Origin of the sequence: Kineococcus sp. NBC_00420 (assembly GCF_036021035.1) — a bacterium.
Lineage (GTDB): Bacteria > Actinomycetota > Actinomycetes > Actinomycetales > Kineococcaceae > Kineococcus.
This window is the reverse complement of sequence record NZ_CP107930.1, coordinates 3,516,489-3,541,842: the sequence shown is the minus strand read 5'-3', so window position 1 is coordinate 3,541,842 and position 25,354 is coordinate 3,516,489. Positions and strand designations below refer to the sequence as shown.

General features: G+C 72.2%; 28 protein-coding genes. 11 read left to right on the top strand and 17 right to left on the bottom strand.

Translation table 11 applies throughout. From position 1 onward, the window contains the following. Window positions 1-25: 25 nt before the first annotated feature. On the bottom strand, window positions 26-1,381 hold the full coding sequence (locus OG218_RS17445; protein ID WP_328294501.1) for a hypothetical protein: 1,356 nt from the start codon (window positions 1,379-1,381) through the stop codon (window positions 26-28). Then, a complete protein-coding gene (locus OG218_RS17440; protein ID WP_328294500.1) occupies window positions 1,378-2,514 on the bottom strand; it encodes a glycosyl hydrolase in 1,137 nt (378 codons plus the stop codon). The genes OG218_RS17445 and OG218_RS17440 overlap by 4 nt, the downstream gene beginning before the upstream one ends. Window positions 2,515-2,819: 305 nt before the next feature. Between OG218_RS17440 and OG218_RS17435 the strand changes: the two genes are divergently transcribed. The 3 genes from OG218_RS17435 to OG218_RS17425 all read left to right on the top strand — a co-directional run bounded on the left by OG218_RS17435 (window position 2,820) and on the right by OG218_RS17425 (window position 5,320). Next, window positions 2,820-3,533 carry a methyltransferase domain-containing protein gene (locus OG218_RS17435; protein ID WP_328294499.1) on the top strand — a complete coding sequence of 238 codons (714 nt, stop codon included), beginning with the start codon at window positions 2,820-2,822 and terminating at the stop codon, window positions 3,531-3,533. Between the two features lie 64 nt (window positions 3,534-3,597). Then, window positions 3,598-3,768 carry a hypothetical protein gene (locus tag OG218_RS17430; protein ID WP_328294498.1) on the top strand — a complete coding sequence of 57 codons (171 nt, stop codon included), beginning with the start codon at window positions 3,598-3,600 and terminating at the stop codon, window positions 3,766-3,768. A gap of 70 nt (window positions 3,769-3,838) precedes the next feature. Continuing rightward, window positions 3,839-5,320: a SulP family inorganic anion transporter gene (locus tag OG218_RS17425; protein ID WP_328294497.1), complete on the top strand. Its 1,482-nt coding sequence runs from the start codon at window positions 3,839-3,841 to the stop codon at window positions 5,318-5,320. Window positions 5,321-5,335: 15 nt separating this feature from the next. Here the strand turns inward: OG218_RS17425 and OG218_RS17420 are convergent, their stop codons facing one another. Together OG218_RS17420 and OG218_RS17415 are read right to left on the bottom strand one after the other, a co-directional pair. Next, on the bottom strand, window positions 5,336-6,715 hold the full coding sequence (locus OG218_RS17420) for an APC family permease (protein WP_328294496.1): 1,380 nt from the start codon (window positions 6,713-6,715) through the stop codon (window positions 5,336-5,338). After that, window positions 6,712-7,650, bottom strand: coding sequence for a proline iminopeptidase-family hydrolase (locus OG218_RS17415; RefSeq protein WP_328294495.1), 939 nt, complete (start codon window positions 7,648-7,650; stop codon window positions 6,712-6,714). The genes OG218_RS17420 and OG218_RS17415 overlap by 4 nt, the downstream gene beginning before the upstream one ends. A gap of 81 nt (window positions 7,651-7,731) precedes the next feature. Between OG218_RS17415 and OG218_RS17410 the strand changes: the two genes are divergently transcribed. Further along, window positions 7,732-8,472 (top strand): FadR/GntR family transcriptional regulator, encoded by a 741-nt coding sequence (locus OG218_RS17410; RefSeq protein ID WP_328294494.1) that lies wholly within the window; start codon window positions 7,732-7,734, stop codon window positions 8,470-8,472. A gap of 6 nt (window positions 8,473-8,478) precedes the next feature. On the opposite strand, the gene OG218_RS17405 is transcribed toward OG218_RS17410, so the two are convergent. Further along, window positions 8,479-9,999: a PH domain-containing protein gene (locus OG218_RS17405; RefSeq protein WP_328294493.1), complete on the bottom strand. Its 1,521-nt coding sequence runs from the start codon at window positions 9,997-9,999 to the stop codon at window positions 8,479-8,481. Beyond that, window positions 9,996-10,502, bottom strand: coding sequence for a PH domain-containing protein (locus OG218_RS17400; protein WP_328294492.1), 507 nt, complete (start codon window positions 10,500-10,502; stop codon window positions 9,996-9,998). The genes OG218_RS17405 and OG218_RS17400 overlap by 4 nt, the downstream gene beginning before the upstream one ends. Window positions 10,503-10,570: 68 nt before the next feature. Between OG218_RS17400 and OG218_RS17395 the strand changes: the two genes are divergently transcribed. From OG218_RS17395 to OG218_RS17375, 5 genes are all read left to right on the top strand, one after another. Then, a complete protein-coding gene (locus tag OG218_RS17395) occupies window positions 10,571-11,725 on the top strand; it encodes an ABC transporter ATP-binding protein (RefSeq protein ID WP_328294491.1) in 1,155 nt (384 codons plus the stop codon). Between the two features lie 121 nt (window positions 11,726-11,846). Next, complete coding sequence (locus OG218_RS17390) at window positions 11,847-13,070, top strand: glycosyltransferase (RefSeq protein WP_328294490.1); 1,224 nt, start codon at window positions 11,847-11,849, stop codon at window positions 13,068-13,070. A gap of 12 nt (window positions 13,071-13,082) precedes the next feature. Then, on the top strand, window positions 13,083-14,117 hold the full coding sequence (locus OG218_RS17385; protein ID WP_328294489.1) for an endonuclease/exonuclease/phosphatase family protein: 1,035 nt from the start codon (window positions 13,083-13,085) through the stop codon (window positions 14,115-14,117). Between the two features lie 43 nt (window positions 14,118-14,160). Beyond that, the gene (locus OG218_RS17380) at window positions 14,161-14,958 is read left to right on the top strand and encodes an aminoglycoside adenylyltransferase domain-containing protein (protein WP_328294488.1); all 798 of its coding nucleotides are present in this window, start codon (window positions 14,161-14,163) and stop codon (window positions 14,956-14,958) included. After that, on the top strand, window positions 14,955-15,698 hold the full coding sequence (locus tag OG218_RS17375; RefSeq protein WP_328294487.1) for a class I SAM-dependent methyltransferase: 744 nt from the start codon (window positions 14,955-14,957) through the stop codon (window positions 15,696-15,698). The genes OG218_RS17380 and OG218_RS17375 overlap by 4 nt, the downstream gene beginning before the upstream one ends. Before the next feature lie 320 nt (window positions 15,699-16,018). On the opposite strand, the gene OG218_RS17370 is transcribed toward OG218_RS17375, so the two are convergent. Continuing rightward, a complete protein-coding gene (locus OG218_RS17370) occupies window positions 16,019-16,429 on the bottom strand; it encodes a MarR family winged helix-turn-helix transcriptional regulator (RefSeq protein WP_328294486.1) in 411 nt (136 codons plus the stop codon). Between the two features lie 134 nt (window positions 16,430-16,563). Between OG218_RS17370 and OG218_RS17365 the strand changes: the two genes are divergently transcribed. Then, window positions 16,564-17,499: an alpha/beta hydrolase gene (locus OG218_RS17365; protein WP_328294485.1), complete on the top strand. Its 936-nt coding sequence runs from the start codon at window positions 16,564-16,566 to the stop codon at window positions 17,497-17,499. A 56-nt stretch (window positions 17,500-17,555) separates the two neighbouring features. On the opposite strand, the gene OG218_RS17360 is transcribed toward OG218_RS17365, so the two are convergent. Genes OG218_RS17360 through ftsH form a run of 6 tightly spaced genes read right to left on the bottom strand, consistent with a single transcriptional unit; the run spans window position 17,556 to window position 22,326 of the window. Then, window positions 17,556-18,020 carry a DUF3180 domain-containing protein gene (locus OG218_RS17360; RefSeq protein WP_328294484.1) on the bottom strand — a complete coding sequence of 155 codons (465 nt, stop codon included), beginning with the start codon at window positions 18,018-18,020 and terminating at the stop codon, window positions 17,556-17,558. Next, entirely contained in the window at window positions 18,017-18,484 is a 468-nt protein-coding gene (gene folK / locus OG218_RS17355) for a 2-amino-4-hydroxy-6-hydroxymethyldihydropteridine diphosphokinase (RefSeq protein ID WP_328294483.1), read from the bottom strand. Before folK ends, OG218_RS17360 begins: the two co-directional genes overlap by 4 nt. Next, window positions 18,481-18,894, bottom strand: coding sequence for a dihydroneopterin aldolase (gene folB, locus OG218_RS17350; RefSeq protein ID WP_442906397.1), 414 nt, complete (start codon window positions 18,892-18,894; stop codon window positions 18,481-18,483). Before folB ends, folK begins: the two co-directional genes overlap by 4 nt. Continuing rightward, window positions 18,891-19,742 (bottom strand): dihydropteroate synthase, encoded by an 852-nt coding sequence (gene folP, locus OG218_RS17345; RefSeq protein WP_328294482.1) that lies wholly within the window; start codon window positions 19,740-19,742, stop codon window positions 18,891-18,893. The genes folB and folP overlap by 4 nt, the downstream gene beginning before the upstream one ends. Beyond that, on the bottom strand, window positions 19,739-20,350 hold the full coding sequence (gene folE / locus OG218_RS17340; RefSeq protein ID WP_328294481.1) for a GTP cyclohydrolase I FolE: 612 nt from the start codon (window positions 20,348-20,350) through the stop codon (window positions 19,739-19,741). Before folE ends, folP begins: the two co-directional genes overlap by 4 nt. Then, on the bottom strand, window positions 20,347-22,326 hold the full coding sequence (ftsH, locus tag OG218_RS17335) for an ATP-dependent zinc metalloprotease FtsH (protein WP_328294480.1): 1,980 nt from the start codon (window positions 22,324-22,326) through the stop codon (window positions 20,347-20,349). Before ftsH ends, folE begins: the two co-directional genes overlap by 4 nt. A gap of 257 nt (window positions 22,327-22,583) precedes the next feature. Here ftsH and OG218_RS17330 point away from each other — a divergent pair, with 257 nt between their 5' ends. Beyond that, window positions 22,584-23,120: a VanZ family protein gene (locus OG218_RS17330; protein WP_328294479.1), complete on the top strand. Its 537-nt coding sequence runs from the start codon at window positions 22,584-22,586 to the stop codon at window positions 23,118-23,120. An 8-nt stretch (window positions 23,121-23,128) separates the two neighbouring features. Here the strand turns inward: OG218_RS17330 and OG218_RS17325 are convergent, their stop codons facing one another. The 4 genes from OG218_RS17325 to hpt all read right to left on the bottom strand — a co-directional run bounded on the left by OG218_RS17325 (window position 23,129) and on the right by hpt (window position 25,338). Then, window positions 23,129-23,404, bottom strand: coding sequence for a glutaredoxin domain-containing protein (locus tag OG218_RS17325; protein ID WP_328294478.1), 276 nt, complete (start codon window positions 23,402-23,404; stop codon window positions 23,129-23,131). Window positions 23,405-23,684: 280 nt separating this feature from the next. Further along, the gene (locus tag OG218_RS17320) at window positions 23,685-24,113 is read right to left on the bottom strand and encodes a hypothetical protein (protein ID WP_328294477.1); all 429 of its coding nucleotides are present in this window, start codon (window positions 24,111-24,113) and stop codon (window positions 23,685-23,687) included. Further along, entirely contained in the window at window positions 24,110-24,736 is a 627-nt protein-coding gene (locus tag OG218_RS17315; RefSeq protein WP_328294476.1) for a nucleotidyltransferase domain-containing protein, read from the bottom strand. The genes OG218_RS17320 and OG218_RS17315 overlap by 4 nt, the downstream gene beginning before the upstream one ends. Before the next feature lie 50 nt (window positions 24,737-24,786). Beyond that, window positions 24,787-25,338, bottom strand: a complete 552-nt coding sequence (gene hpt, locus OG218_RS17310; protein WP_328294475.1) for a hypoxanthine phosphoribosyltransferase — start codon at window positions 25,336-25,338, stop codon at window positions 24,787-24,789. Between the last annotated feature and the right edge of the window lie 16 nt (window positions 25,339-25,354).

Here is a 25,354-nt window from a genome sequence, read left to right as displayed (position 1 = left end):
GGGACGGGGCCTGCGTGCGTCGGGGTCAGGCGACGGGTGGGCTGACCGGCAGCCCGAACCCGGGGCTGCGCACGTGCTTGCGGACGGACACGAACCACCACGGGGCCACGATCCAGAACGCGGCGGCGATGCCCCAGGCGGTGCCCTGCGCGCCGAAGGTGAACGCGCCGGCCGTGGAGAGGACGACCAGGAAGAGGGCGAAGACCAGGTGCAGGCGCATCGTCACCTTGGCACCCTCGGTGGCGTAGAGGACCGCGGCGCAGCCGACGGTGACCGCGGAACCGGCCTGACCGACGATGGTCGGCAGCAGCACGGAGCGGGCCCCCGCCCAGGTGTCGTCGAGGATGAGTTCCCCGACCGAGGTCGGCAGCAGCAGCATGATCGCGCCCCACACGACGCTGACGGCGACCACGAGACCCGAGATCGCGACGGCGGCGAACTCCCAGCTGCGCGGGTTCATCCGCTCGCGACGGCGGACGAGCTCCGGGACGGCGAAGCTCATGAGCCCGGTCGAGACGATGGTGGCCGGGACGGTCACGAGGTTCGCCCCGCGCAGCGACCCGGCCGCGGCGACCGTCGTCACGACGGCCGCGAGGATCGGGGCGAGCTGACCGCCGGTCTGGATGATGACGAACTCGGGGACGAGGTAGCGCGTCACCGAGTACTGCTCACGCACCCAGGCGATCGCCAGCGAGAGCCGAGGCCGCAGGTGCAGCAGCGCCATCCCGATCACCGACGCGAGGTAGGCCGCCCCACCCCAGACCGCGGTGAAGGCCGAGATGTGGTTGGTGTCGACGACGAGGAACAGGACGCCGATCCCGGCCAGCTGCAGGACCACCCAGCTGACGTCGATCAGGCAGGCCGCGGCCGGACGCAACCGGGCGAAGAAGACCTGGCGCCAGGCGTCCTGCAGCATCAGCCCGGGCATGACGAAGCCGAGGGCGACGAAGACGTGCGACAGGGCGTCGGTGAAGGGCAGGAAGAGACCCATCAGCACCAGCACGGCCCCGAGGACCGCCGCGCCGCCGCCGGTCAGGGCGATCGCCGAGGAGGCTGCGCGCTTGAACTCGCGGTCGTCGGCGTCGGCGAAGCGCATGCTCACGGGCGAGGTCGACAGCGCCCGGAAGAATCCCGTCGAGATCGAGAACACCGAGAACGCGATCGCGAAGGCGCCGAAGACGTCCTTGGTGAAGGCGTGGGTGATGACGAACTGGATGAGGAAGTTGTTCGCGCTCGCCACGACCTGGTCGAGGATGTTCCACAGGCTGCGGGTCATCCCGGAGCTGCGGAGCCGGCTGAAGCGACCGGCCCGGGGACCGTCGCCGGTCGCTGACGACTGTTCCTGGGCCCCCACCACGTCGCCGAGGTTACCCGCGGTCACGACTGCGTCGGCCCGGCGTCACCCGATGCGCCGAACCTCTTGAGGAAGGCGGCCTTGCCGTTGGGTGCGTCGTCCAGGGTCATGCCCACGCCGCCGTCGGGGACGTTGAAGTAGGCCTGATAGCGGACCTCGGCACTCACGACGGCGTCGGCGATCTGGTCGACGAACGCCGGGCTGTCCCCGCCGCCCTGGGTGTCCCCGGCGGCGACCATCGCCCACTCGGGCAGGCTGATCGGCTTGTCGTGCGCGGCGGCGAAGGCGATGACGGCCGAGAGGCTGTTGACCTTCGCGTCCTTCTCCTCCCAGCGCGCGCTCGGGTCGATCGGGGAGATGTAGGAGTCGTAGACGTCGACACCGATGATGTCGACCCAGTCGTCGCCGGGGTACATCTCGTCGATGGTCACGGAGTCCTGCTGACCCTCGGCGATGTTGAAGTCGATCTCGAAGGCCGCACCCTCGACCAGGCTGATCGTCTGCACGATGCGGCGGAAGTACGTCTTCCACTGCTCGCGCTCCTCCTGCGACTCACCGATGTAGTGGGTCGCGTACCAGTCGCCGTTCAGCTCCCAGCCGAGGCGCACGATCGAGGAACCGAGGCCCTTGGAGACGAGGTTCTGCGCGAACGTCGTCCAGTGCGCGTCGTACTCCCCCGCGGCCCCGCGGGCGCGCCAGTCCTCCGGCGGGTCGGCGGGCACGAGCCCGGTGGAGACCACGAGGGTGCGGTTGTCCGGGTCGTCGCGGACCCACTGGCCCCAGTCCTGGCCCTCGCCGGGGACCATCGCGAACCACGGTCCGGAGATCGCGGCCCAGTTCGCGTCGGAGTTGAAGACGACGACGACGTCGAGCGGACGGCCCAGCCAGTCGCCGAACGCCGTCGCGACGGCGACGTCGTGGGTCTGGACGCCGACCCACTTGGTGTCGAGGTCGGAGGCGGCGACGTGCGCCTTGGGCGTCCAGGCCGGCGTCGGGGCCGAGGTGATCGGCTCGCTCGCGTCCCGGGTCGCCCAGTACACGCCGCCGCCGGCGGCGGCGACGAGGACTCCGATGCCCGCCCCGATGACCTTGCGGCGCCCGTGCTTGCGCGGCGCCGGAGACCCGCCGGTCGCGGGGCTCTCCGTGTGCGTCGTGTCCACCACTGCGTCGCTCCGCCTTCCCCCTCGGACGGGGACCGCGGGCGCCGCCGGCACTGATGCCGGGCAGACGTCGCCAGGACCCCCGTCACCATCGACCGCACCGCCCCCCGGCCATGCGTGCACCCCTGGGTGCTGGTCCCGACTGTAGGTGAGACCGGGACACTTTGACGCAACGTGAGAGTGCTCGTGCACGGAATCTTCGACCGTCCGGATCAGCCTCGTGACGCAGGGCCGAACAGGGTTTGACCGACCGTGACGCACCGGGGCTCCGAGACCTCCGCGGGTCCTGATCGTAGGCTTCGGGCGTGGGTCGGTTCGAGAACGTCACGACGTTGGCCGGGGCCGTCGAGGGGGCCGTGGTGCTCGACCTCGCGTGCGGCAGCGGGCGGACGACGCGCGCCCTGCTGACCCGGGGCCCGCGCCTGGTCCACGCCGTCGACGTCGGGTCCAACCTCGACGACGACCTGCTCCTCGACCCCCGGGTGCGCGCCCACATCACCGGCCTCGAGGACCTGCCGCTGGCCGACGGCGAGGTCGACGCCGCCGTCTCGCTGAACGCCGTCGAGCACCTCGCCGACGTGGGGGCGCACCTCGCCGAGGTCCACCGCGTGCTGCGCCCCGGGGGCACCGCCGTCCTCGCCCACTCCGACTGGGACACCGCGCTGTTCACCAGCGACGACGACGCCCTGACCCGTGAGCTCCTCGACCGCTTCGTCGGCCACGTCCCCGGCGGCGGAGCCCGCGGGGACGGTTTCGCGGGCCGCAAGCTGCTGCGGCACGCGGCGCGGAGCCCGTTCACCGTCGAGTCGGTGCACTCCTGGGCCGACCCGCACCGCCGCTTCGACGAGGACTCGGTGGCCTGGAAGGTCGCGACGGGGATCCTGGCCGCCGCCGGGGACGACCCGGTCCTCACCGCCCGTGCGGCGGGCTGGATCGAGGGGCTGCGCAGCGCCGCCCGGGCCGGGCACTTCCTGTTCACGGTGACCGACGTCGCCGTCGTCCTGCGCAAGCACGGGTAGCGGAACCGCCCGTCCGGCCCCACCGTTGGGCGGTCAGAGCGCAGACGAACACCAGGAGGACGACGTGGCCGGGCTGATCAGCAAGGTGGGGGCCTTCCTCAAGTCCCCCGAGGGCAAGCGGTTGAGCCAGCAGGCGCAGCGCGCCGCGAAGGATCCCGCGACGCGGCGCAAGCTCACCGACGCGGTGTCGCAGCTGCGCGGCAAGGGCCGTGGAGGTGCCGGCGGGGCACGCTGATCGGGTGGTTCTGCGCCTCGGCGGCCGAGGAGGCTGCGGGACCACTCTGACGCGTGGTTAGAGTTCGCGGGTGCCCCTCGCCCTCGCTGCGCCCCGTGCCGGCCTGCGCCGTCCGGAGTGGCTGCGCTCGGTCCGGGTGCTGCGCACCGAGGTCCTGGCGGGGCTTGTCGTGGCCCTGGCCCTGGTGCCCGAGGCGATCTCGTTCTCCCTCGTCGCCGGCGTCGACCCGCGGATCGGGCTGATCTCGTCCTTCGTCATGGGCGTCACCAGCTCGTTCGTGGGCGGGCGGCCGGCGATGATCTCGGCCGCCACCGGCGCCGTCGCCCTCGTGGTCGCGCCCCTCTCGCACAGCCACGGCGTCGGCTACCTCGTCGCGGCGATCCTGCTGGCCGGGGTGCTGCAGATCGTCCTGGGCGTGCTCGGGGTCGCCCGGCTCATGCGCTTCGTCCCGCGCAGCGTCACGACGGGGTTCGTCAACGCGCTGGCCATCTCCATCTTCATCGCCCAGCTGCCGAACCTGCGTGACGCCGGAGTCGCCGGGTACGGCGTCCTGCTCGTCGGCCTCGGGCTGCTGGTCGTGGTGCCGCGGTTCGTGAAGTCGGTCCCCGCACCGCTGATCGCCGTCGTCGTCCTGACCGTCCTCACCGTCGTGCTGCACGTCGACGTCCGCACCGTCGGCGACGACGGCGCGCTGCCGCACGCGCTGCCGACGCTCGGGCTGCCCGACGTGCCGTTCTCCCTCGACACCCTGCGCACCATCGCCCCGTTCTCCGTCGGGGTCGCGCTGGTGGGGTTGATGGAGGCGCTCATGACCGCCCAGCTCGTCGACGAGCTCACCGACACCCGCTCGTCGAAGACGCGGGAGTGCATCGGGCAGGGCACCGCCCAGATCGTCACCGGCCTCTTCGGCGGCATGGGCGGCTGCGCCGTCATCGGCCAGACGATGATCAACGTGAAGGTGTCGGGGGCGCGGACGCGGCTCTCGACCTTCCTCGCCGGGGCGTTCCTGCTGGTGCTCGTCGTCGGGTTCGGCGGTGTCGTGGCGAAGATCCCGATGGCCGTCCTCGTCGCCGTGATGTTCCTCGTCTGCTACGGCGCCTTCGACTGGCACAGCGTGAAACCGGCGACGCTCAAGGCCATGCCGCGCAGCGAGACCTCCGTCATGGTGCTGACCGTCGTCATCGTGCTCCTGACCCACAACCTCGCCTACGGCGTCCTCGGCGGGACGCTGCTGGCCTGCGTGCTCTTCGCCCGCCGCGTCGCCCACCTCGTCGAGGTCCGCGCGAGCGCCCCCGGCGTCTACACCGTCCACGGTCAGGTGTTCTTCGCCTCCTCCGGGGACCTCGTGACGCAGTTCGACTACGCCGCCGACCCGCACGAGGTGACGATCGACTTCAGCGACGCGCACGTGTGGGACGCCTCCTCGATCGCCGCGCTCGACGCCGTCACCCGCAAGTACGCCGACCACGGCAAGCACGCCGAGATCGTCGGGATGAACCCCGCGACCGCCGCTCTGCACGGTCGGCTCGCGGGGCACGTCAACGCCGGCTGACCACCCTCCCGCCGCTCAGGGGTGCGCCCCCTCCTCCGCGGGCAGGCTCGGAGCCCCGCGTCCGGTCCGCAGGTTGACGGCGAGGACGACGGCCCCGAGCACGAGCCAGGCGAGGCCGCCGATCTTCGCGGCCGCGTCGGCGTTCACCAGCACGTAGCCGATGATGAGGAAACCCAGCACCGGGGCGACGAGGTGCAGCAGGTAGTTCTTCGACCTCCCGCGCACGAGGTGGTGGACGATCACCGAGACGTGCAGCAGGCAGAACCCGAACAGCGCGCCGAAGTTCACCAGCGACGAGATCAGCGAGATCTGCCCGACGAAGAACAGCACCAGCACGAGGGTGAGACCCGTGACGGTGAGGATCGCGGCCATCGGGACCTGACGCTCGCTGATCCGCGACAGGTACGCCGGCAGCTGGCGGTCGCGGCTCATCGAGAACAGCAACCGCGACGTGGCGGCCTGCGCGGCCATCGCGTTGGCGATGCCGACGGCGATGACGTTGACGACGAGGAACGCCGTCTTCCAGTGCGAGCCGGACGCGGCCTGGACGAGGTCGAAGAACGCGTTGCCCGCGGCGGCGTCGCCGAAGGACTCCCGGCCCGCGGCGAGCAGGCTGGCCAGCCAGGTCTGCAGGACGAAGAGGAACGCGACGACGAACAGGGCGATGATCATCGCGCGGCCCGCGGGGTTCTTCCGCCCGGTCGTCTCCTCGGCGAGCGTGGAGATCCCGTCGAAGCCCAGGAAGCTCAGGACGGCGATCGAGAGCGCCCCGGCGATGAGCGGGCCGCTCACCTGGGAGGAGTCCCAGAACGGGGTCGCCCCCCACTCCGCGCCCGGGATCGTCCCGCCGTTGAGCGCCCGCGCCGCGATGACGACGAACGCCACCACGAACACGATCTCGATGGCCAGGAACACCCGGTTGGCGAGCTTGAGCGAACTGATCCCCAGCAGGTTCACGACCGTGTTGACCGCGACGAACACCAGCGCCCACACCCAGCGCGGGGACCCCGGGAAGATCCCGACCATCGACTCGGCGGCGAAGACGTAGAGCAGGGTCGGGATGAGCAGGTAGTCGAGCAGGATCGACCAGCCCGCGAAGAACCCCAGCGACGGGTGGATCCCACGGCCGACGTAGGAGAACACCGAACCCGCCAGCGGGAACGCCTTCGCCATCTGCCCGTAGGCGAGAGCGGTGAAGACCATCGCCACCAGGCCGATGAGGTAGACGAGCGGGACCATGCCGTGCGCGCTGTCGTAGACCGTCCCGAAGATCGCCCACGGCGCGATCGGGACCATGAACACCAGCCCGTAGACCAGCAGGTCGAAGGTGGAGACGGAGCGTTTGAGCTGCTGCTGGTACCCGAACGACTCGAGGGTGCGTTGCTGGTCGCTCATCGCGGAGCTCCTGAGGTGTCGGCGGGGTCGTCGGCGAGGTCGTCGTTCCGCGCGAGGAACGCCGCGACGAACGCGCGGAACTCCTCGGGCTGTTCGAGGTGGGTGCAGTGGCTGGCGCCGGGGAAGACGTGCGCGCTGACGTCGGGGATCCGGTCCACGAACGGCGCCCACGTCTCCGGGGTGGCCTCGTCGAACTCGCCGGCGAGCACCAGGGTCGGGACGGCGACGTCGGGGAGGCGGTCGATGACGGACCAGTCGCGCAGGGTTCCGATGACGTGGAACTCGTTGGGGCCGTTCATGGTGTGGTAGACGGTCGGTTCCGCCTCCATCTGGGCGACGCTGGCCGCGAAGTCGGGGTGGGTGGGCGTGATCCGGCAGACGTGGCGGGCGTAGAACTCGTCGGTCGCGGCGAGGTACTCGGGGTCGGTCGTCGTCCCGGCGGCCTCGTGGCGGTCCAGCGCCTCGCGGGCCTGCGGCGGGAGCTCGGCCCGCAGCCGGGCGGCGCCCTCGACCCAGAGCGACATCGAGGCCGGGGAGTTGCAGATCGCCAGCGAGACCAGCCCGGCGGGCCGCCGGACGGCGATCTCGGCGCCGAGCATCCCGCCCCAGGACTGGCCGAGGACGTGGACCCGTTCGAGGCCGAGGCCGTCGAGCACGGCGTGGAACTCCTCGACGAACAGCTGCGGGGTCCAGAACTCCGGCGGCGCTGCGGGCAGGTGGGTGCTGCGGCCGCAGCCGAGCTGGTCGTAGTGGACGACGGTGCGCCCGGTCTCCTCGGCCAGCGCGGCGAGGTTGGCGACGTAGTCGTGGGCCATCCCGGGTCCGCCGTGCAGGACGATCAGGGGGAGGGCTCCCGCGCGGGGGGTCGACGGGGTGGTGACCTGCACCCAGGTGCGGTGTCCGAGGACGGGGAGTTCGTGGGTCGTGACGGGCATGGCGTGAGCATCCTCACTTCAAAGGTCTCCGACAAGACCATTGGCGGGGAATTAACCTGTGCGAAACGGGAGGACGGTGGGATGACGCAGACGGACCTCGTGGTGGACCCCGGCTCGCGCGTCGCCGCGGTACTGGAACGGCTCGTCACCGCCATCGCCACCGGCCAGTACCTGCCCGGCTCGCGGCTGCCCGCCGAACGCGACCTGGCCGCCGTCCTCGGCGCCGGGCGGACGACGGTCCGCGCCGCCCTGGCCCAGCTCGCCGACCGCGGCCTGGTGGAGACCCGCCGGGGACGCCACGGCGGCACGTTCGTGCTGCAGCAGTGGCCCGAGTCCTCGACGGAGATCGTCGGACGCACCCTGTCGGCGGGCTACGCCCAGCTGCGCGACCTGTGCGACGCGATCGCCCGCCTCCACGGGGCGGTCTGCCGGGCCGCGGCCGAGCACCGCTCCCCCGCCGACGTCGTGCGCGTGCAGGACGCGCTCGAGGCCTACGCCGCGGCCGACTCCGGTCTGCAGTCCCAGCAGGCCGACAGCGCGCTGCACGTCGCGATCATCGACGCCGCCCACAACGACACCCTTCGCCGCGTGCTGCGCGAGCTCGAGGGCAGGCTCAGCATCGGCGCCCCCGCGCACCTGTGGGGTGCCCCGGACGGCATGCACGCCATGGAGGTGCGGGCCCTGCGCGAGCACCGCGCCCTCGTCGCCGCGATCGTCGCCGGCCGTGCCGACGAGGCCGAGGCCCTCGCCCGCGCGCACGTCGCGATCGACCTCGAGCTGCTCACCGCCGCTCTCGCCCGCAGCGGGGCCCTGCCCGGCTGAGGAGGCTCAGGTGGTCATCCAGCGTTCGGGACCGGAACCGGCGCGGGCCGCGCGGGAGCGCAGGGACTGCTCCGTCAGCAACCGCGCCGCCGTCGCCGGGTCGAGGTGGTCGACGCGGGGCTTCACCCGCCCGGGGGTCGAGTGCAGCACGACGCTGGCCAGGCCCAGACGACGCTGCAGCGGACCCTGGGCGACGCCGAGGCTCTGCGTCCGCGCGTGCGGGACGACGTCGAGACCGCGGACCAGCCGGCCGTTGCGGGAGAGGAACGCGTGCTCGGTGACGCGGTAGCCGCGGCGACGCCAGCTCACCGGGTCCAGCCAGCGGGCGGCCCGCGGGACGGGGGTGAACCCGCCGTCGGTGCCGGTGCCGGTCAGCCCGGCGCGGACCACGTCGAGCGGTGACTCCTCACCCGTCCCCAGGTCCGGCAGCACGATCGCCAGCACGAGCCCGAGCTCCTCCACGGTGCCGACGGGCAGCAGCGTCGTGCTCTGCTCGGAGGCGCTGCCGCTCTCGCCGGAGTACCCCGCGACGTTGACCTCCACCCGCCACCAGCCCGCGCTGCGCCACAGCAGCGGCTGGGTGATCCGCAGCGCCTGCACCCGCCCCGGCGGGACGGTCTGCGAGCGCTGCTCCAGCAGTCCGTGGGAGAGCCGCAGCCCGTCCGGGGAGTCCGCGACGGTGAAGTTGAAGCCCCGGGAGAACCGCTGCCACACCGTCGAGACCACGCCGAGGACCGCGGCGAACGAACCGAACAGCGGGGTGAGGCTCTGCGCGAACCAGCAGCCGACGCCGAGGCCCACGAGCACCAGGACCATCCAGATCGTCAGGCCGGACCGCAGCGTGGACAGGAGCAGCCGCGTCGGCGGGACCTCGACGACCTCGCGCTGCGGGGCCTCCGGGGCGTCCTCGCCCTCGGCGACGACGACCCCCGCGGACGCCGCGAGCAGCGCGTTGCGGACCCGCTGGGCCTCCTCCTCCTTGAGGTAGGCCAACGACACCTTGCTGCCGGAACCGCCCGCGACCTCGAGGCGCAGCTCGGCCAGCCCGAACAGCCGGCCCAGCAACGGCCGGACGACGTCGACGGCCTGCAACCGGTCCAGCTGGGCCCGGCGCTGCTGGCGCCAGAGGATCCCGTGCTCGACGTGCACGGCCTCGGCGTCGATCCGGTAGCGCGTCTTGCGCCAGGCCAGGGCGCTGTAGCCGGCACCGACGATCGCGAGCAGCAGGATCCCCCCGACGATCGACAGCGTCAGGATCCAGCCGGGCAGGTCCAGGCGGACGATGTTGTCGACGTTCTGCCCCACGACCACCGCCAGCACCGCGGCGACGACCTTCCACGCCCGCAGCACCGGGGTGACCGGGTGCAGCCGTCGCCAGCCCGGGTCGGTGAGGACGGCGCGGGTCGGGGCGTCGAGCCTGGCCGCGACCTCGGCCGGCAGGACCTCGAGAGCGGGCTCGTGGGTCCGGGGCTCGTGGGTCCGGGGCTCGTCGGTCCGGTGCTCGTCGGTCCGGTGCTCGTCGGTCACAGCCCGGCCAGTCGGGCTTCGCCGCGCGCGGCGAGACGGTCGCGCAGCCGGGCCGCCTCCTCGGGGGAGAGCCCGGGGATGGCGGCGTCGGAGTCGGAGGAGGCGGTGTGCAGCTGCACCTTGGCCAGGCCGAACCTGCGGTCCAGCGGCCCGGCCTCCACGTCGACGTACTGCAGCCGGCCGTAGGGCACGACGACCAGCGAGCGGAACATGATCCCCTTGACGACGAGCAGGTCGTCGTCGCGCTCGGCGTAGCCCCACGCCTTCACCTGCCGCCCGGACCACACGAAGTCCCACGCCCACAACGGGACCACCACGACGAGGGCCAGCCAGATCCACGGCGTCAGCAGGACGGCCAGGACGACGGTGACCACGACGGCGACGGCGAAGACGATGCCTCCCGCGACGCGTTGCGCGGTGGCCCAGCGCGGGGAGATCCGCTGCCAGACGACGTCGCCCGGCGCGAACGGGTCCTCGGTGCTGACGGTCGTCCGTTCGGCCATGCCCCCACCTTGCCAGAGCAGCGCCCACCCACGTTGCCGATCGCGGGAGCGTCGGTCAGGCTTCCGGTGTGATCACCGAGGGTGAGGAACAGGACACGCGGGATGACGAGGTCATCCGCTTCGAGGGCGTCACCAAGCGCTACGGCCGCCACGACTCCCCCGCCGTCGGCCACCTCGACCTCGCCGTCGCGCGCGGGGAGCTCGTCGCGCTCGTCGGACCCAGCGGGTGCGGCAAGTCGACGATCCTGCGGATGGTGAACCGGCTCGTCGAACCGAGCGCCGGACGCATCGTCGTCGACGGCCGCGACGCCGCCCACACCGACGTCGTCGCGCTGCGCCGCGGGATCGGCTACGTCATCCAGGCCGGCGGGCTGCTCCCGCACCGCACGATCCGGCAGAACGTCGCCACCGTGCCGCGGTTGCTCGGCTGGGACGCCGACGTCACCCGGCGCCGCGTCGACGAGCTGCTCGAACTCGTCGGCCTCGACGGCTGGGCCCACGGCGACCGCTACCCCGCGCAGTTGTCCGGGGGGCAGCAGCAACGCGTCGGGGTGGCGCGCGCCCTGGCCGCGGACCCGCCCGTCCTGCTCATGGACGAACCGTTCGGGGCCGTCGACCCCGTCGTGCGGGACCGCCTGCAGAGCGAGTTCCGGCGCATCCAGCAAGAACTGGGCAAGACCGTCCTCTTCGTCACCCACGACCTCGACGAGGCCGTCAAGCTCGCCGACCGGATCGCGGTGTTCTCCACCGGCGGGGTGCTGGAGCAGATCGCCACCCCCACGACCCTGCTCTCCGACCCGGCGTCGGAGTTCGTCGTCGACTTCATCGGCTCCGACCGGGGGTTGCGCCGCCTCGCCGTGACCCCGATCCGGCCCGAGGACCTGGAACGTCCCCTGGTACTCGCCCCCGCCGACGGCGCCGCCTACGCCGCGACGGCCCTGGAACTCGACGGCCGGGCGTGGGCCGTGGTCCTCGACCACGGCCGCCTGCTGGGGTGGGTGGCGCGCGGTCCCCTCCTGGAGCAGCGGGGGTCGCGCAGCGCCCGCGTCGGCGACCACACCCGCCGGTTCCCCACCACCATCGCCGCCCGGGAGACCCTGCGCAGCGCCTTCTCCGCCCTGCTCGCGCAGGAACTGCGGTTCCTGCCCGTCCTCGACGGCGAGGAGTTCCTCGGGGTGCTCACCCCCGACGTCGTGCACACCGCGTTGCGCCGAGACCTCTGACCCGCGGTCGAGAACCTCTGACCCCTACCGAGGAGGTAGTCCGCCCAGGGACCCGGGTCCCGCCGGGGGCGGTTCCCCGGAGCGATGACCCACGGGGGTCGGTGGCGGTTGAGTTCCACCCATGAGAATCCTCATCGGAGCAGACACCTACGCCCCCGACGTCAACGGCGCCTCGACGTTCGCGCAACGCCTCGCCGCCGGTCTGACCGGACGCCACGAGGTCCACGTCGTGGCCCCGGCCCGCGGTCCGCGCAGCACCCGCGAGACCGTCGCCTCCGGCGTCGTGGAGCACCGCGTGCGGTCCTTCCCCGTGCTCGTCGGCGGAACCGGCCTGCGGTTCTGCCCGCCGGCCGGACTGGTCCGCGCCGCCACCCGGATCCTGCGCGACGTCCGGCCCGACGTCGTGCACGTGCAGAGCCACTTCCTGATCGGCCGCGCCCTGGTGACCGCGGCGAACCGGCTCGGCGTCCCCGTCGTGGCGACGAACCACTTCATGCCCGAGAACCTCACCCACCACGTCCCGCTCGGCGACCGGGTCCAGCACGCGCTGCACGAGTGGGCCTGGAACGACGCCGCCGGGGTCTTCCAGCGCGCCGACGTCGTCACCGCTCCGACCCCCTACGCGGCGGCCCTGGCCGAACGGGCGGGCATCCCCGGCCCCGTCCTGCCCATCTCGTGCGGGATGGACCTGCGCCGCTTCGCGCCCGACCCCTCCGGGGAACTGCGACGGGAGTTCCGGCTCCGGTACGGCGTGCCCGACCGTCCGACCATCGGCTACGTCGGACGCCTCGCCCCGGAGAAGAACGTCGAGGAACTCGTCGAGGCGCTCGCGCTCGTCCGCCGCCTCCGACCCGAACTCGACGCGCAACTGCTGCTCGTCGGCGACGGCGCCCGCCGCGCCGGGTTGCTGCGCCGCGCAGCGGAACTCGGGGTGGCCGACCGGGTCGTCTCGACCGGTTTCGTCCCCGAGGCCGACCTGGCCGCCGCCTACCTGGCCTGCGACGTGTTCGCCAACGCCGGGACGGCGGAACTGCAGAGCCTCGTCGTCCTGGAGGCGATGGCCTCGGGCCTGCCGGTCCTCGGGGTCGACGCCTGCGCCCTGCCGCACCTGGTGCGCGACGGCGACAACGGGTTCCTCTTCCCGCACGGCCGGCCCGCCGCCCTCGCGGCGCGCCTCGCGCTCGTGCTGGGCGACCCCGACCTCGCCGCCCGGATGGGTGCGCGCAGCCTGGCCATCGCGTCCGAGCACGACGAGCGTCGCACCCTGGCCCGGTTCGAGGAGCTCTACGCGCTGCGGCAGAGCACGACGACGCCCGTCGCGGAGCGGGCGGGCACCCGCGTGTAGCAGGATGGCCGGGTGCCACCGACGCCGAGCCGGCGCCCCTGGTGGCGCCGCACGCTGCGAACCCTCGCGGTCGCCTACGGCGTCCTCGCCACCCTCGCCCTGCTCGTCGTCCTCGCCCTCTCCGACGGGCACGTCGTGAGCTACGTGCTGGGGTTGTTCGCCACGTGGTGGCTGGCCCCCGCCCTCGTCCTCGTCCCCTTCGCGGCCGCGTTCCGGTCGTGGCGGACGCTGGCCGCGGTCGTCGTCCCGGCGCTCGCCGCGGGCACGCTGTTCGGGCCCTACGCGCTGCACCGGCTGGACCCCCGCGACCCGGGCTCCGACCTGCGGGTCGCGACGTTCAACACCACGAACTGGCGCGGAGCCGCCGGGGTCACGGAACTCATGCGCCACGGCGGGGCGGACGTCGTGCTGCTGCAGGAGGTCGTCCCGTCCCAGCAGGCCCGCTACCGCGAGCAGTGGCCGGAGTACGCCTACCGCAGCTACACCGGCACGACGGCGACCGGTGGTCGCAACGAGGGCGACGGGAACGCGGTCTGGTCGAAGTACCCCATCGTCTCGGTCGAGCCGGTGACCGGACTCCCCACCGGAGCACGCCCCGCGGACGTCGTCACCGTCGACGCCGACGGTCGCCGGATCGCGGTGATCTCCGTCCACCTCGCCTCCCCCTGCCTGTTCTGCAGTCCGGCGAAGGCCGCGCTGAACCCCGCGGGCGACACCGCGGACGCGGCGCGGGTCCGGGTCGCCGAGGCCCGTCGCTACGGCGACCTCGCGGAGTCCCTGCACGCCGCCGGGAACGCCGTCGTGCTGGCGGGGGACCTGAACTCCGCGGAGTTCAACGAACCGTTGCGGGTGCTGCGCTCCCACGGCCTGACCGACGTCCACCGCGCCGTCGGGACGCAACCGGGTCTGACCCGGGGTGCCTCCCCCGGTTTCGCCCGGGTCGACGTGGTGCTGGTGGCCGGACTCGAACCCGTCGACGACCACGAACGCGACCCCGGGGGGAGCACCCACTCCCCCGTCGTCGCGGACCTCGCCTGGCCCTCCTGAAAAGCCGTCGCGCCGGCCCCTGCGGCGGTCCTACCGTGCTGGCGTGCCGAGCGACGCAGCCCACGTCCCGCCCGACCTGCAGCACGCGTTGCGGGTCCTCGTCGAGGGCAGCGCGGAACTGCTCGGGGACGACTTCGTCGGTGCCTACCTGCACGGTTCGTTCGCCCTCGGCGACGCCGACGAGCACAGCGACGCGGACTGGCTGGTGGTCACCCGCTCCCCCGACGTGCCGGTGGCGGAGTTGCAGGAGTTCCACCGCCGCTTCCACGACCGACCCGGGCCCTGGTTTCGCGGGACCGAGGGTTCCCACGTCCCCGCCGCGTCGCTGCGCCGACCGTCGGAGGAACCCTGGTGGTTCGTGGACCACCAGGACAGCGCGGCGCTGGAACTCTCCCCGCACTGCAACACCCTCGTCGTGCGCCGGGTCCTGCGTGAGCACGGGATCACCCTGGCCGGTCCCCCGGCGGCCGACCTGGTCGACCCCGTCGACCCGGACGCGTTGCGGGCGGAGTCGCTCGCCCGGTTCCCCCGGTTCTTCGACGACCTGGAGTCGTGGATGGACTGGCGGAGCATCGAGTGGGGTCAGCGGACGGCGGTCGAGACCCTCTCCCGGATGCTCGCCACCGTCCGCACCGGCCGCGTCCTGTCCAAACCCGCCGCCCTGCGCTGGGCGCGGGCCGAGCTCGACGACCGGTGGGGGCCGCTGCTCACCGACGCCCTCGAGGGGCGGGCGCGGGGTTTCGACGTCCACACCGCCCCTGACCCGGAACTCGTCGCCGCCACCCGCGCCTTCGCCGACCACACCGCCTCGCTCGCCCGCCTGGAGAGGACCGCCCCGTGACCGGTGACCTGTGGGGCGAGGACGTCGCCCGCGGCTACGACGAGGACTCCTCGTGGATGTTCTCCCCCGAACTCCTCGGCGCGACCTGCGACGTGCTCGTCGACCTCGCCGCGGGTCGGCGCGCCCTGGAGTTCGCGATCGGCACCGGCCGGGTCGGGGTGGCGTTGGCCGGGCGCGGGGTTCCCGTCGCCGGGATCGAGATGTCGCCCGCGATGGCAGCGCGGTTGCGGGAGAAGATGGTTCCCGGTTCGGCGGCGGCGGGGATCGAACTCGTGATGGGCGACATGTCGAGCGCGCGGGTCGAGGGCGAGTTCGGCCTGGTCTACCTCGTGTACAACACGATCACCAACCTGCTGGAACAGGACGAACAGGTCGAGTGCTTCCGCAACGCCGCCCGCCACCTCGCACCCGGCGGGTACTTCCTCGTCGAGGTCGGGGTTCCCGAACTGCAGCGGCTCCCTCCGGGCGAGACCGCCCGCCCCTTCCACGTCGGGCGCGAACACCTGGGTTTCGACACCTTCGACCTCGTCGAGCAGCGGCTCACGTCCCACCACTACCGGTTCACCGAGGACGGCCGGGTGAGCCGGTTCGAGTCCCACCACCGCTACGCCTGGCCCGCCGAGTACGACCTGATGGCCCGGATCGCGGGGCTGGAACGGTTCGCGCGGTGGTCCGGGTGGGACCGCGCGGAGTTCACCGCCGCGAGCACGTCGCACGTGTCGGTGTGGCGCAAGCCGTAGCCGCCCGGGTGGGACACCCATCGGTGTCACCACGTGGAGGGAGGCATGGGTGCGACGAACGGGGCGCCCAGGCGACAGGATCGGCACACCCAACCCTCACTCCACGGCGCTGCGCCCGCCTCGACGGCAACTCCTGCAACGAGTGCCGTGACCGTGTCCGACCGTCGTCGTCGTCGAGAGCCGTGCAGACCGCCGCCGTCGGCACACCGGCGTCCACGTGCGGCAGTCCCCGACCGCACCCGTCCGGTAGTCGAACGTGCGACGACCGACGGGAGTGAACAGCCAGTCGGTGGACGGTCGAGCACGCAGCGGAAGCGGGATCAGGCGAGCAGCTTCGACAACAGCCTCTGGAGTTCCACCTGTTCGCTCGGGTCGAGACGTACGAGCCACCCGTCGAACCGTGCCGAAAGGACTTCCAGCGCTCTCTCGAGGGTGTCGACCCCGGAGGGCGTGACCGCGAGGCGGTGTCGCCGGAGGTCGTCGGGGTCGATCTCCCGTTGGACGAAGCCCTTGGCTTCGAGGTTCTTCAGATAGACGGTCACGCTCGGTTTGGGAAGGACGAGCCTGAGCGCCAGCTCAGCGGGGTAGCGGCAGGCGTCGACCTCGCCGAGCACGAAGAACTCCTTCGCCTCCAACCCGAGCGCCTCGATGTCGGGTGCGCAGTCGTTCATGACGCGCGTGAGGACCTGGTGGTTGAGGGACCAGATCCGGGCGGCGTTCGAGACGGGCATGCGACATCCTCACTAGATGGTACAGTTTCGTACTAGCTTTGAGTCGAACGTTATTGTTCTCAGACTAGGTGCTGTACGGAACAGTCTACCGACCCTGGGCGCTCCAGGCCCGCTCCGAAAGGATCGACATCCCCGTGTCATCGACCCACGACGTCACCTTCCCCAACGAGACCTTCGACCTCGCGGGCCAACTGCACCTGCCCGGAGGCTTCGACAGGAGCTCCACGTACCCGGCCATCGTCATCTCGACCCCTGGCAGCAGCGTGAAGGAGCAGATCGGTGCGAACTACGGTCGCGCCCTGGCCGACCGCGGCTACATCGCCCTCGCTTTCGACCCCGGCTTCCAGGGCCAGAGCGGAGGTCAGCCGCGCGACCTCGAGGACCCCGCTGCGCGTGTCGACGACATCCGCTTCGCCGTCGACCACCTGACCACCCTCGAGCACGTCGACAACCGCAGGATCGGCGCCCTCGGCATCTGCGCCGGCGGTGGCTACGCGGTCGGCGCCACGATGACCGATCACCGCATCAAGGCCCTGGGAACCGTCGTGCCGGTGAACGTCGGTCGCGCCTTCCGCCAGGCCGACACCTCGTCGAAGGGCTCCGCAGTCGCCATGATCCAGGCCGTGGGTGACCAGCGAACCGCCTCGGCCGCCGGCGAGGACGTCGATCGGAACGTGTGGATCCCTGACACCGAGGCGCAGGCAGCAGCGTTCGGCATCACCGACGTCGACACCCTGGAGGCGGTCCGCTTCTACCGCACCCCGCGCGGGTACCACGAGAACTCCACCAACCGCCGCCACCACACCAGCGACGCCATGATGCTCGGCTACGACGCCTTCCACCTCGTCGAGGAACTCCTCACCCAGCCGCTCCAGGTCATCGTCGGCGGTCGGCTCGGCACCACGTTCTCCTACGCCGACGGTCTCGCTCTCTGGGAGAAGGCGCCGAACGCGAAGGGTTTCCACGTCGTCGACGGAGCCGGCCACTACGAGATGTACGACGAGCCGAACTACGTCGACGAAGCGGTCGACACCCTCGACGCCTTCTACGCGGAGTTCCTCACGACCTAGCGGTCGAGGTACCGGGGCACGCAGGGACCTGGCGTGGCTCACCGGATCCTCACGGGTCAGGCGGTTGCGGCGTCGCTGTCCTCGTCGTCGGGGACGCGGCACCAGCGTTCGACGAGGAGGCCGGCGGCCAGCAGCAGCACCGAGACCACGATGTCCGCGCCGGCGCTCAGGAGTTCGGAGCGGCGGGCCGCGATGTCGGCGGTGGGCAGGTAGTGCACGAACCAGCCCGCGAACATCCCCGTCAGCAGCGCCCCCGCGACGGAGGCGGCCTTGGCCAGGGCCGCGGTCCGGGCGGCGCGCAGGGCGTCGATGCGGCGGGACTTCTCCCCGTTCACCCACTGCCGCACGGGCCAGCCGACCCCGAACACGGCCACGGCGAGCAGACCGATGGTGAGGGTCGTGCGCCACATCAGGTCGGGTTCGCTGTGGCCGCCGGCGATCCAGATCTGCAGCCCGGACCAGGCGATGACCCCGGCGATGACGGCGAGGCCGACGAGCAGCCCCGGACGCGACGGCCTCACGAGATCGCCTGCAGCAGGGTCTCGACGCGACCGCCGTGCGGGCCGGGGAGTTCGGCGTCGGGGTCGAGTTCGAGCCACGGTCCCAGGACGAAGGTGCGCTCGTGGGCCCGGGGGTGCGGCAGGACGAGACCGTCCTCGATCAGGACCAGACCGTCGCAGGTCACCACGTCGACGTCGATGGGACGGGGACCGTCGGGGACCTTCGTGCTCCGGTCCAGCCCGACCTCCGCCTCGACGGCGTGGCAGGCGCGCAGCAGCGCGTGCGGGTCGAGGGTCGTGCTGACCAGCGCGACGGCGTTGAGGAAGTCGGGCTGGTCCTGGACGGTCCCGACCGGGGTGGACTCGACGAACGTGGACACCGCGTCGACGGTGATCCCCTCCACCGCGCTCAGCGCCTCGAGGGCCGCGTGCAGGTTCGCCGCGCGGTGACCGGTGTTCGCGCCCAGCGACAGGACGGCGTTCACGAGCGGGTCCGCCGGACGACGAGTTCGACGTCGTCGAAGGAGGCCGGGATCGGCGCCTGCGGTTTGTGGACCACGACGTCGACGGCCGCGATCCGTGGTGAGCGGGCCAGCGCCGCGGTGGCGATCCGCCCGGCGAGGGTCTCGACGAGCAGGACGGGTTCACCGGTGAGGATCGTGACGAGCTCCCCGGCCAGCACGCCGTAGTCGACGGTGGCACTCAGGTCGTCGCCGGCGGCGGCCTCGCGGGTGTCGAGGTGCAGGGCGACGTCGAGACCGAAGGGCTGCCCCTGGGCGCGTTCGACGTCCAGGACACCGTGGTGGCCGATGGCGCGCAACCCGCGCAGCACGATCCGGTCCAGCACCCGGCCCTGGGCGTCGAGCACGGGCCCGGCGGCGTCGAGCGAGGTCACGACGCACCCACCGGGGTCCGGGCGGCGCCCCAGGCCCGCGCGACGCGGACCGCCGCGACCGAGGGGGCCACGTCGTGCACCCGCACGCCCCAGATCCCTCGCGCCGCGGCGAGGGCGGTGACGGCGGCGGTCGCGGTGTCGCGGGCCGCCGGCGGCGGGACGACCCCGTCCGGGCCGGTCAGCAGCGCACCGAGGAAGCGTTTGCGGGAGGCCCCCACGAGCAGGGGGAACCCCAGCGCGGCGAGCTGGTCGAGCCCGGCGAGCAGGGCCCAGTCGTGCTCGGCGACCTTGGCGAACCCGAGCCCGGGGTCGAGCACGATCCGCTCCGGTGCGATCCCCGCCGCGGTCACCGCGTCGAGTCGTCCCCGCAGCTCGGCGGAGACCTCGGCCACGACGTCGTCGTAGACGGCGCGCGAGGTCATGACGTCGGAGAAGCCCCGCCAGTGCGAGAGGACGTAGACGCAGCCGAGCTCGGCGACGGTGGCCGCCATCTCCGGATCGGCCAGACCGCCCGAGACGTCGTTCACGACGACCGCCCCCGCGGCGACGGCGGCCCGGGCCACCTCTGCGCGCATGGTGTCGACGCTCACCGGGACCCCGGCGTCGACCAGCCCGCGGACGACGGGAAGCACCCGGCGCAGTTCCTCGGCCACCTCGACGCGCACGGCGCCCGGCCGGGTCGACTCACCGCCGACGTCGACGAGCGCCGCGCCCACCGCGTGCAGGGCGGTCCCCTGAGCGACCGCGACCTCGTGGGCGAGGAAGTGCCCGCCGTCGGAGAAGGAGTCGGGGGTGACGTTGAGGACCCCGACGACCCGGGTCGGTCCGGGAACGAGCAGCGAGCTCACCGGTGCCCCGCCACGATCAGGCTCATGGCCTCGGCCCGGGTGGCCGCGTTGCGCAGCGAACCGCGCACGGCCGAGGTGATGGTCTTGGCCCCCGGTTTGCGGACCCCGCGGTAGGTCATGCAGGAGTGCTCGGCCTCGACGACGACGATCACCCCGCGCGGGTGCAGCTTGTCGACGAGGGCGTCGGCGACCTGGGTGGTGAGGCGTTCCTGCAGCTGCGGCCGGCGGGCGAAGACGTCCACCAACCGGGCCAGCTTCGAGAGCCCGGTCACCCGGCCGTGCTCCCCCGGGATGTAGCCGACGTGGGCCACACCGTGGAAGGGGAGCAGGTGGTGCTCGCAGGTGGACTGGACCCCGATGTCCTTCACCAGGACCAGTTCGTCGTGCTCGAGACCGAAGTCGGTGGCGAGGACCTCGGCCGGGTCCTGGTGCAGCCCCGCGAAGAGCTCGAGCGAGGCGCGGGCCACACGGGCGGGGGTGTCACGCAGGCCCTCGCGGTCCGGGTCCTCCCCGATGGCGAGGAGGAACTCCCGGACCGCGGCCTCGGCGCGCGGGCCGTCGTACGTGCCCGGCGCGTGAGCGTCCGGTGTGGGCGCTCCCGTGCTCACGGCTGCTCGTGCGTCCCGTTCTGGTAACCGTTCACCGGCGTCTGGAACCCACCGGCGTGGCCGTTGAGACCGGGCGAGGCGACCGGCGGGATGTCGGACACGTGACGGCGTTCCGAGGACAGCCAGACCGGCCGCTGCGGACGCTTCACGACGGGGGCGAAGATCTCGGCCAGCTCGGCCTGGTTCAGCGTCTCCTTGTCCAGCAGCGCGACGACCAGGTCGTCGAGGACCTGACGGTGCTCGACCAGGACCTCCCACGCCTCGTCGTGCGCGGACTCGATGAGGCGGCGGACCTCCTCGTCGACGATCCCGGCGACACCCTCGGAGTAGTCGCGCTCGTGGCCCATGTCGCGACCGAGGAAGACCTCGCCGCCGCTGGACCCGAGCTTGATCGCCCCGACGCGCTCGCTCATGCCGTACTGGGTGACCATCTTGCGGGCCATGCCGGTGGCCTTCTCGATGTCGTTGCTCGCCCCGGTCGTCGGGTCGTGGAAGACGAGCTCCTCCGCGACCCGGCCGCCGAGGGCGTAGGCCAGCTGGTCGAGGATCTCGTTGCGCGAGGTCGAGTACTTGTCCTCGGTCGGCAGGACCATCGTGTAACCCAGCGCCCGGCCGCGCGGCAGGATCGTCACCTTCGTGACCGGGTCGGTGTTGGCCATGGCCGCGGCGACCAGGGCGTGCCCGCCCTCGTGGTAGGCGGTGACCCGCAGTTCCTTCTTGTTCATCCGGCGGGTGCGCTTCTGCGGGCCGGCCATGACGCGGTCGATCGCCTCGTCCAGCGCGGAGTTGTCGATGACCTTCGCGTCGGCGCGGGCCGTGAGCAGCGCGGCCTCGTTGAGGACGTTGGCCAGGTCGGCCCCGGAGAAGCCCGGGGTCCGGCGGGCGACGGCCAGCAGGTCGATGTCCGGGGACAGCGGCTTGCCCTTGCCGTGGACCTGCAGGATCTGGTGACGACCCTCCATGTCGGGGGCCTCCACCGCGATCTGGCGGTCGAAGCGGCCCGGGCGCAGCAGCGCCGGGTCGAGGATGTCGGGACGGTTCGTCGCGGCGATGAGGATGACGTTCGTCTTGACGTCGAAGCCGTCCATCTCGACGAGGAGCTGGTTCAGCGTCTGCTCGCGCTCGTCGTGCCCGCCGCCCATGCCGGCCCCGCGGTGGCGGCCGACGGCGTCGATCTCGTCCACGAAGATGATCGCGGGCGCGTTGGTCTTGGCCTGCTCGAAGAGGTCGCGGACGCGGCTGGCGCCGACACCCACGAACATCTCGACGAAGTCCGAACCGGAGATCGAGTAGAACGGCACCCCGGCCTCACCGGCGACGGCGCGGGCGAGCAGCGTCTTGCCGGTCCCGGGCGGGCCGTAGAGCAGGACGCCCTTGGGGATCTTCGCGCCGACGGCCAGGAACTTGGCGGAGTCCTGGAGGAACTCCTTGATCTCGTGCAGTTCCTCGACGGCCTCGTCCGCCCCGGCGACGTCCGCGAACGTCGTCTTCGGGGTGTCCTTGGACATCATCTTGGCCTTGGACTTGCCGAACTGCATGACCTTGCTGCCGCCACCCTGCATCTGCGAGATGAGGAACCAGAAGAGGAGCAGCATCAGGACGATGGGCCCGACCGTGAACAGCAGCGACTGCAGGATGCCCGTGCGGGGCACCTCGTCGGTCACCCCGTCGGTGGGCGGGTTGGTGTTCAGCGCCTCGATGAGGTCGCCACCGCGCTGGGAGATGTAGTACGAACGAACGGCGCTGGCGCCCTGCTCGGTGACCCCGGACTTGAGCTTGAGGTCGATGCGCTGGCTGCCGTCGGTGAGCGTGGCGCTCTTGACCTTGCCCTCGTCGATCAGCGTGATCGCGCGGGTCGTGGAGACCTCGGCGGTGCCGCTGGACGCGAAGAAGGAGGCGCCGATGGCCACCACGGCGATCGCGACGACGATCCACAGCCACGGGCCGCGGACGATGCGCTTGAGTTGGTTGGGCATCAGTGGAGGGGTCGCCCCCTGTCCCTCCTGCTCGTTCTAGCCTGTCGTTCGACGGTACACCGGGCGAACGACACGCCGCCGCGGGTCCTGTCTGCGCAGGTCCTTCGCTGGTCGAACGGGCGGGAGCGCCGGGCTGTTCCGCACTGCACCCGCCGATCCGCTGTGGGCGAACTCCGGCGCCCGGTCTGCGATGATCACGAAGGACCACCCCTCCCGCCGGCAGGCCCCGGCGGCGCCCGCACCAGGAGCAGCACCGCGTGTTTCGCCAGGTACCCGTCCTCCCGGTGGTGGTCCCGATCGCGGCCGCGGTCTTCCTGGCCCTGCTGTGGTCGCTGCGGCGGCGTCACCGGCTCTCGGTCCCACGGACGGTCCTCGCGGCAGCGCTCTGCGTGTACGTCGCCGGCGTGACCGCGAACACGGTCTTCCCCGTCTTCCTGGACAAGCCCACCGGCGACGTCCCGCTCTCCGCGTTCCTGAACCTCGTACCGGTGGTGGGGTACGAGGTCTCCGACGCGGTGCAGAACGTCGTGATCTTCATCCCCGTCGGGGTGATGGTGTCCCTGGTGCTCGCCCGGCCGTCGTGGCGGCGGACGCTGGCCGCCGCGATCGCCGTCAGCCTGGCCATCGAGGTGACCCAGTACGTCACCGCTCACACGCTGGCCGGCGGGCACGTCGCCGACGTCAACGACCTGCTGTCCAACGCCGTCGGCGGCGCCGTCGGGATCGGTCTGCTGTCCCTGCTCGAACGGTCCCCCGCGATCGGTCGTGCGCTCGACCGCTTCCGCTGGCGCTGAGCGGGTCGCTACCTCAACCGGGCGCGCAGCTCGTCGTCGCTGGGCTCGACCAGGTAGGAGCCGTCCGGCCAGACGATGGTCGGGATGCGCCGCGCCCCGTCCTGCAACCGCCGGACCAGCTCCGTCGCGGCCGCGTCGGCCTCGACGTCCACGTAGCGGTGGGCCACGCCCTCCACCTCCAGCAGCGTCCGACTGCGCCGCACGTCCGGGCACCACCCGGCGCCGTAGACCACCAGCTCGCTCGCCTCACCACCGGCCGCACGGGTGTCGTCGACGGGTTCCACGGAAACCTCCCCAGGATCGATCGGTCCGCACCAGTGTCGCCGAGCGGACGGACGAAGCTCCCCACCGGGTCACCGGGGGTCGCCGCGGTCGAGGCCTGCCTGGACGACGCGAACCTGGATACGGATCCCGGCCGGGATCAGGTGGAGGTCACCGATGAGTCCGACGCACCTGCGTGACCTGTCGTGGCCCGCTGCAGGCATTCGGCTCCACGGTGCAGACGGAGGTGGTGGGCGCTCGACACGGCGGTGTGGGACCGACCCTCACGACGTGCGCACCCGATCAACGCACGAGCGTGCCCGCAGCGTCGACGAGCGTCCGGGCCCGCCGCAGCGCCGCGGTGCAGTTGGTCGACGAGACGTTGCGCAGCCCGTAGTGGCCGGCTGGAGCCAGCGCCCTGCGCTGGACTTTGAGGTCCAGCACCTCGCGCAGAGCCTTTGCCAGGGCCGCGTCCCCCGTGACCTCCTGCAGCAGGCCGATGGCCTGCCGGTGGTCCTGGCCCCGCGAGCGGACGCCGGCGGCGAAGCAGCAGATGGCGTCGGCAGCGGCGATGGTCGCGAGCACAGCGTCGCCGGTGGCGACCGTCGCCGCTTCAGCGAGCTCCTCGACCTGCACGAGTTCGGCCGCCTCCAGGTAGAGCCGGGCCTGCCGCAGCCGGGTCCGGGCGTCCGCCGCCGTGCACGCCGCGGTCCGCGTCACCCGGCCGCTCACGCGCGCGTCCCGGTGCCGAGCAGCTCTCGCAGGCCGGGCCCGAGCAGGACACGCCCGTCGACCCGCAGGCTCGCGATGAGGGCCTGCCCCTGGTCCACGGCCTCCGCCAGCTGCGAACGGCTGACCTGCAGGAACTGCACGGGGTTGCCGGTGAGGGCTTCGAGCCCCTCCCCCAGGTGGTGCACCTGCTCACCCCAAGCTCCCTCGTCGGGATCGACCGCGTCCTCGCGCAGGAGCAGGAGGTCCAGGTCGCTCGCGGGCCCGGCCTCCCCGCGGGCCCAGGACCCGAAGAGGACGACCGCAGCGGGCGGCGGGCTCCACCCCTGCACCTGCTCGACCAGCCACTCTTCGACCGCGCCGGGCTCGTTCAGCGCGGCCAGGACGGGGCCCGCGAGGACGTGAGCCCGGTTGAGCCGGTACTGGACCGCCGACCCGGCGTCCTCCGCGGACACGAGACCGTGCTCGACCAGGCGGTGCAGGCAGGACCGGGTCCGTGCGTAGGAACGGCCCGCCACCCGGGCGACGACAGCGCCGCTCAGCGGGCGGTGCGTCAGGGCGAGGGCCCGCAGGACGTCCGCGTCGACCGTGGGAGCGATCGTCCGGAGCGGGTTCGACAGGTCCACACCGGCAACCCATCGCTATGGCGATAGCGCTATCACCATAGCGATGGGAACTAGCTGTAGACGTGCGGCGCCAGTGTCGCGACGCAGTCGAGGTTGCGGTACTTGTCCGCGAAGTCGAGGCCGTAGCCGACGACGAACTCGTTGGGGATGTCGTAGCCCACGTAGGCGACGTCGACCTCGACCTTGGCGGCGTCGGGCTTGCGCAGCAGGGCGCACACCTTCACCGAGGCGGGGCCGCGCGAGGACAGGTTCGCCAGCAGCCAGGACAACGTCAGACCGGAGTCGATGATGTCCTCGACGACGAGGACGTGGCGGCCGGAGATGTCGGTGTCGAGGTCCTTGAGGATCCGCACGACGCCGGAGCTCTTGGTGCCGGAGCCGTAGGAGCTGACGGCCATGAAGTCCATCGACAGCGGGACGTTCATGGCGCGCGACAGGTCGGCCATGACCATGACGGCGCCCTTGAGGACGCCGACGAGCAGGACGTCCTTGTCGGCGTAGTCCCGGTCGAGTTCGGCGGCGAGCTCGGTGACCCTCGTGGCCACCTGCTCCTTGGTCAGGAGCACGTGCTCGAGGTCGGTCCCGGCGGTCGCGGCGTCCACGCGGATCTCCTGTGGT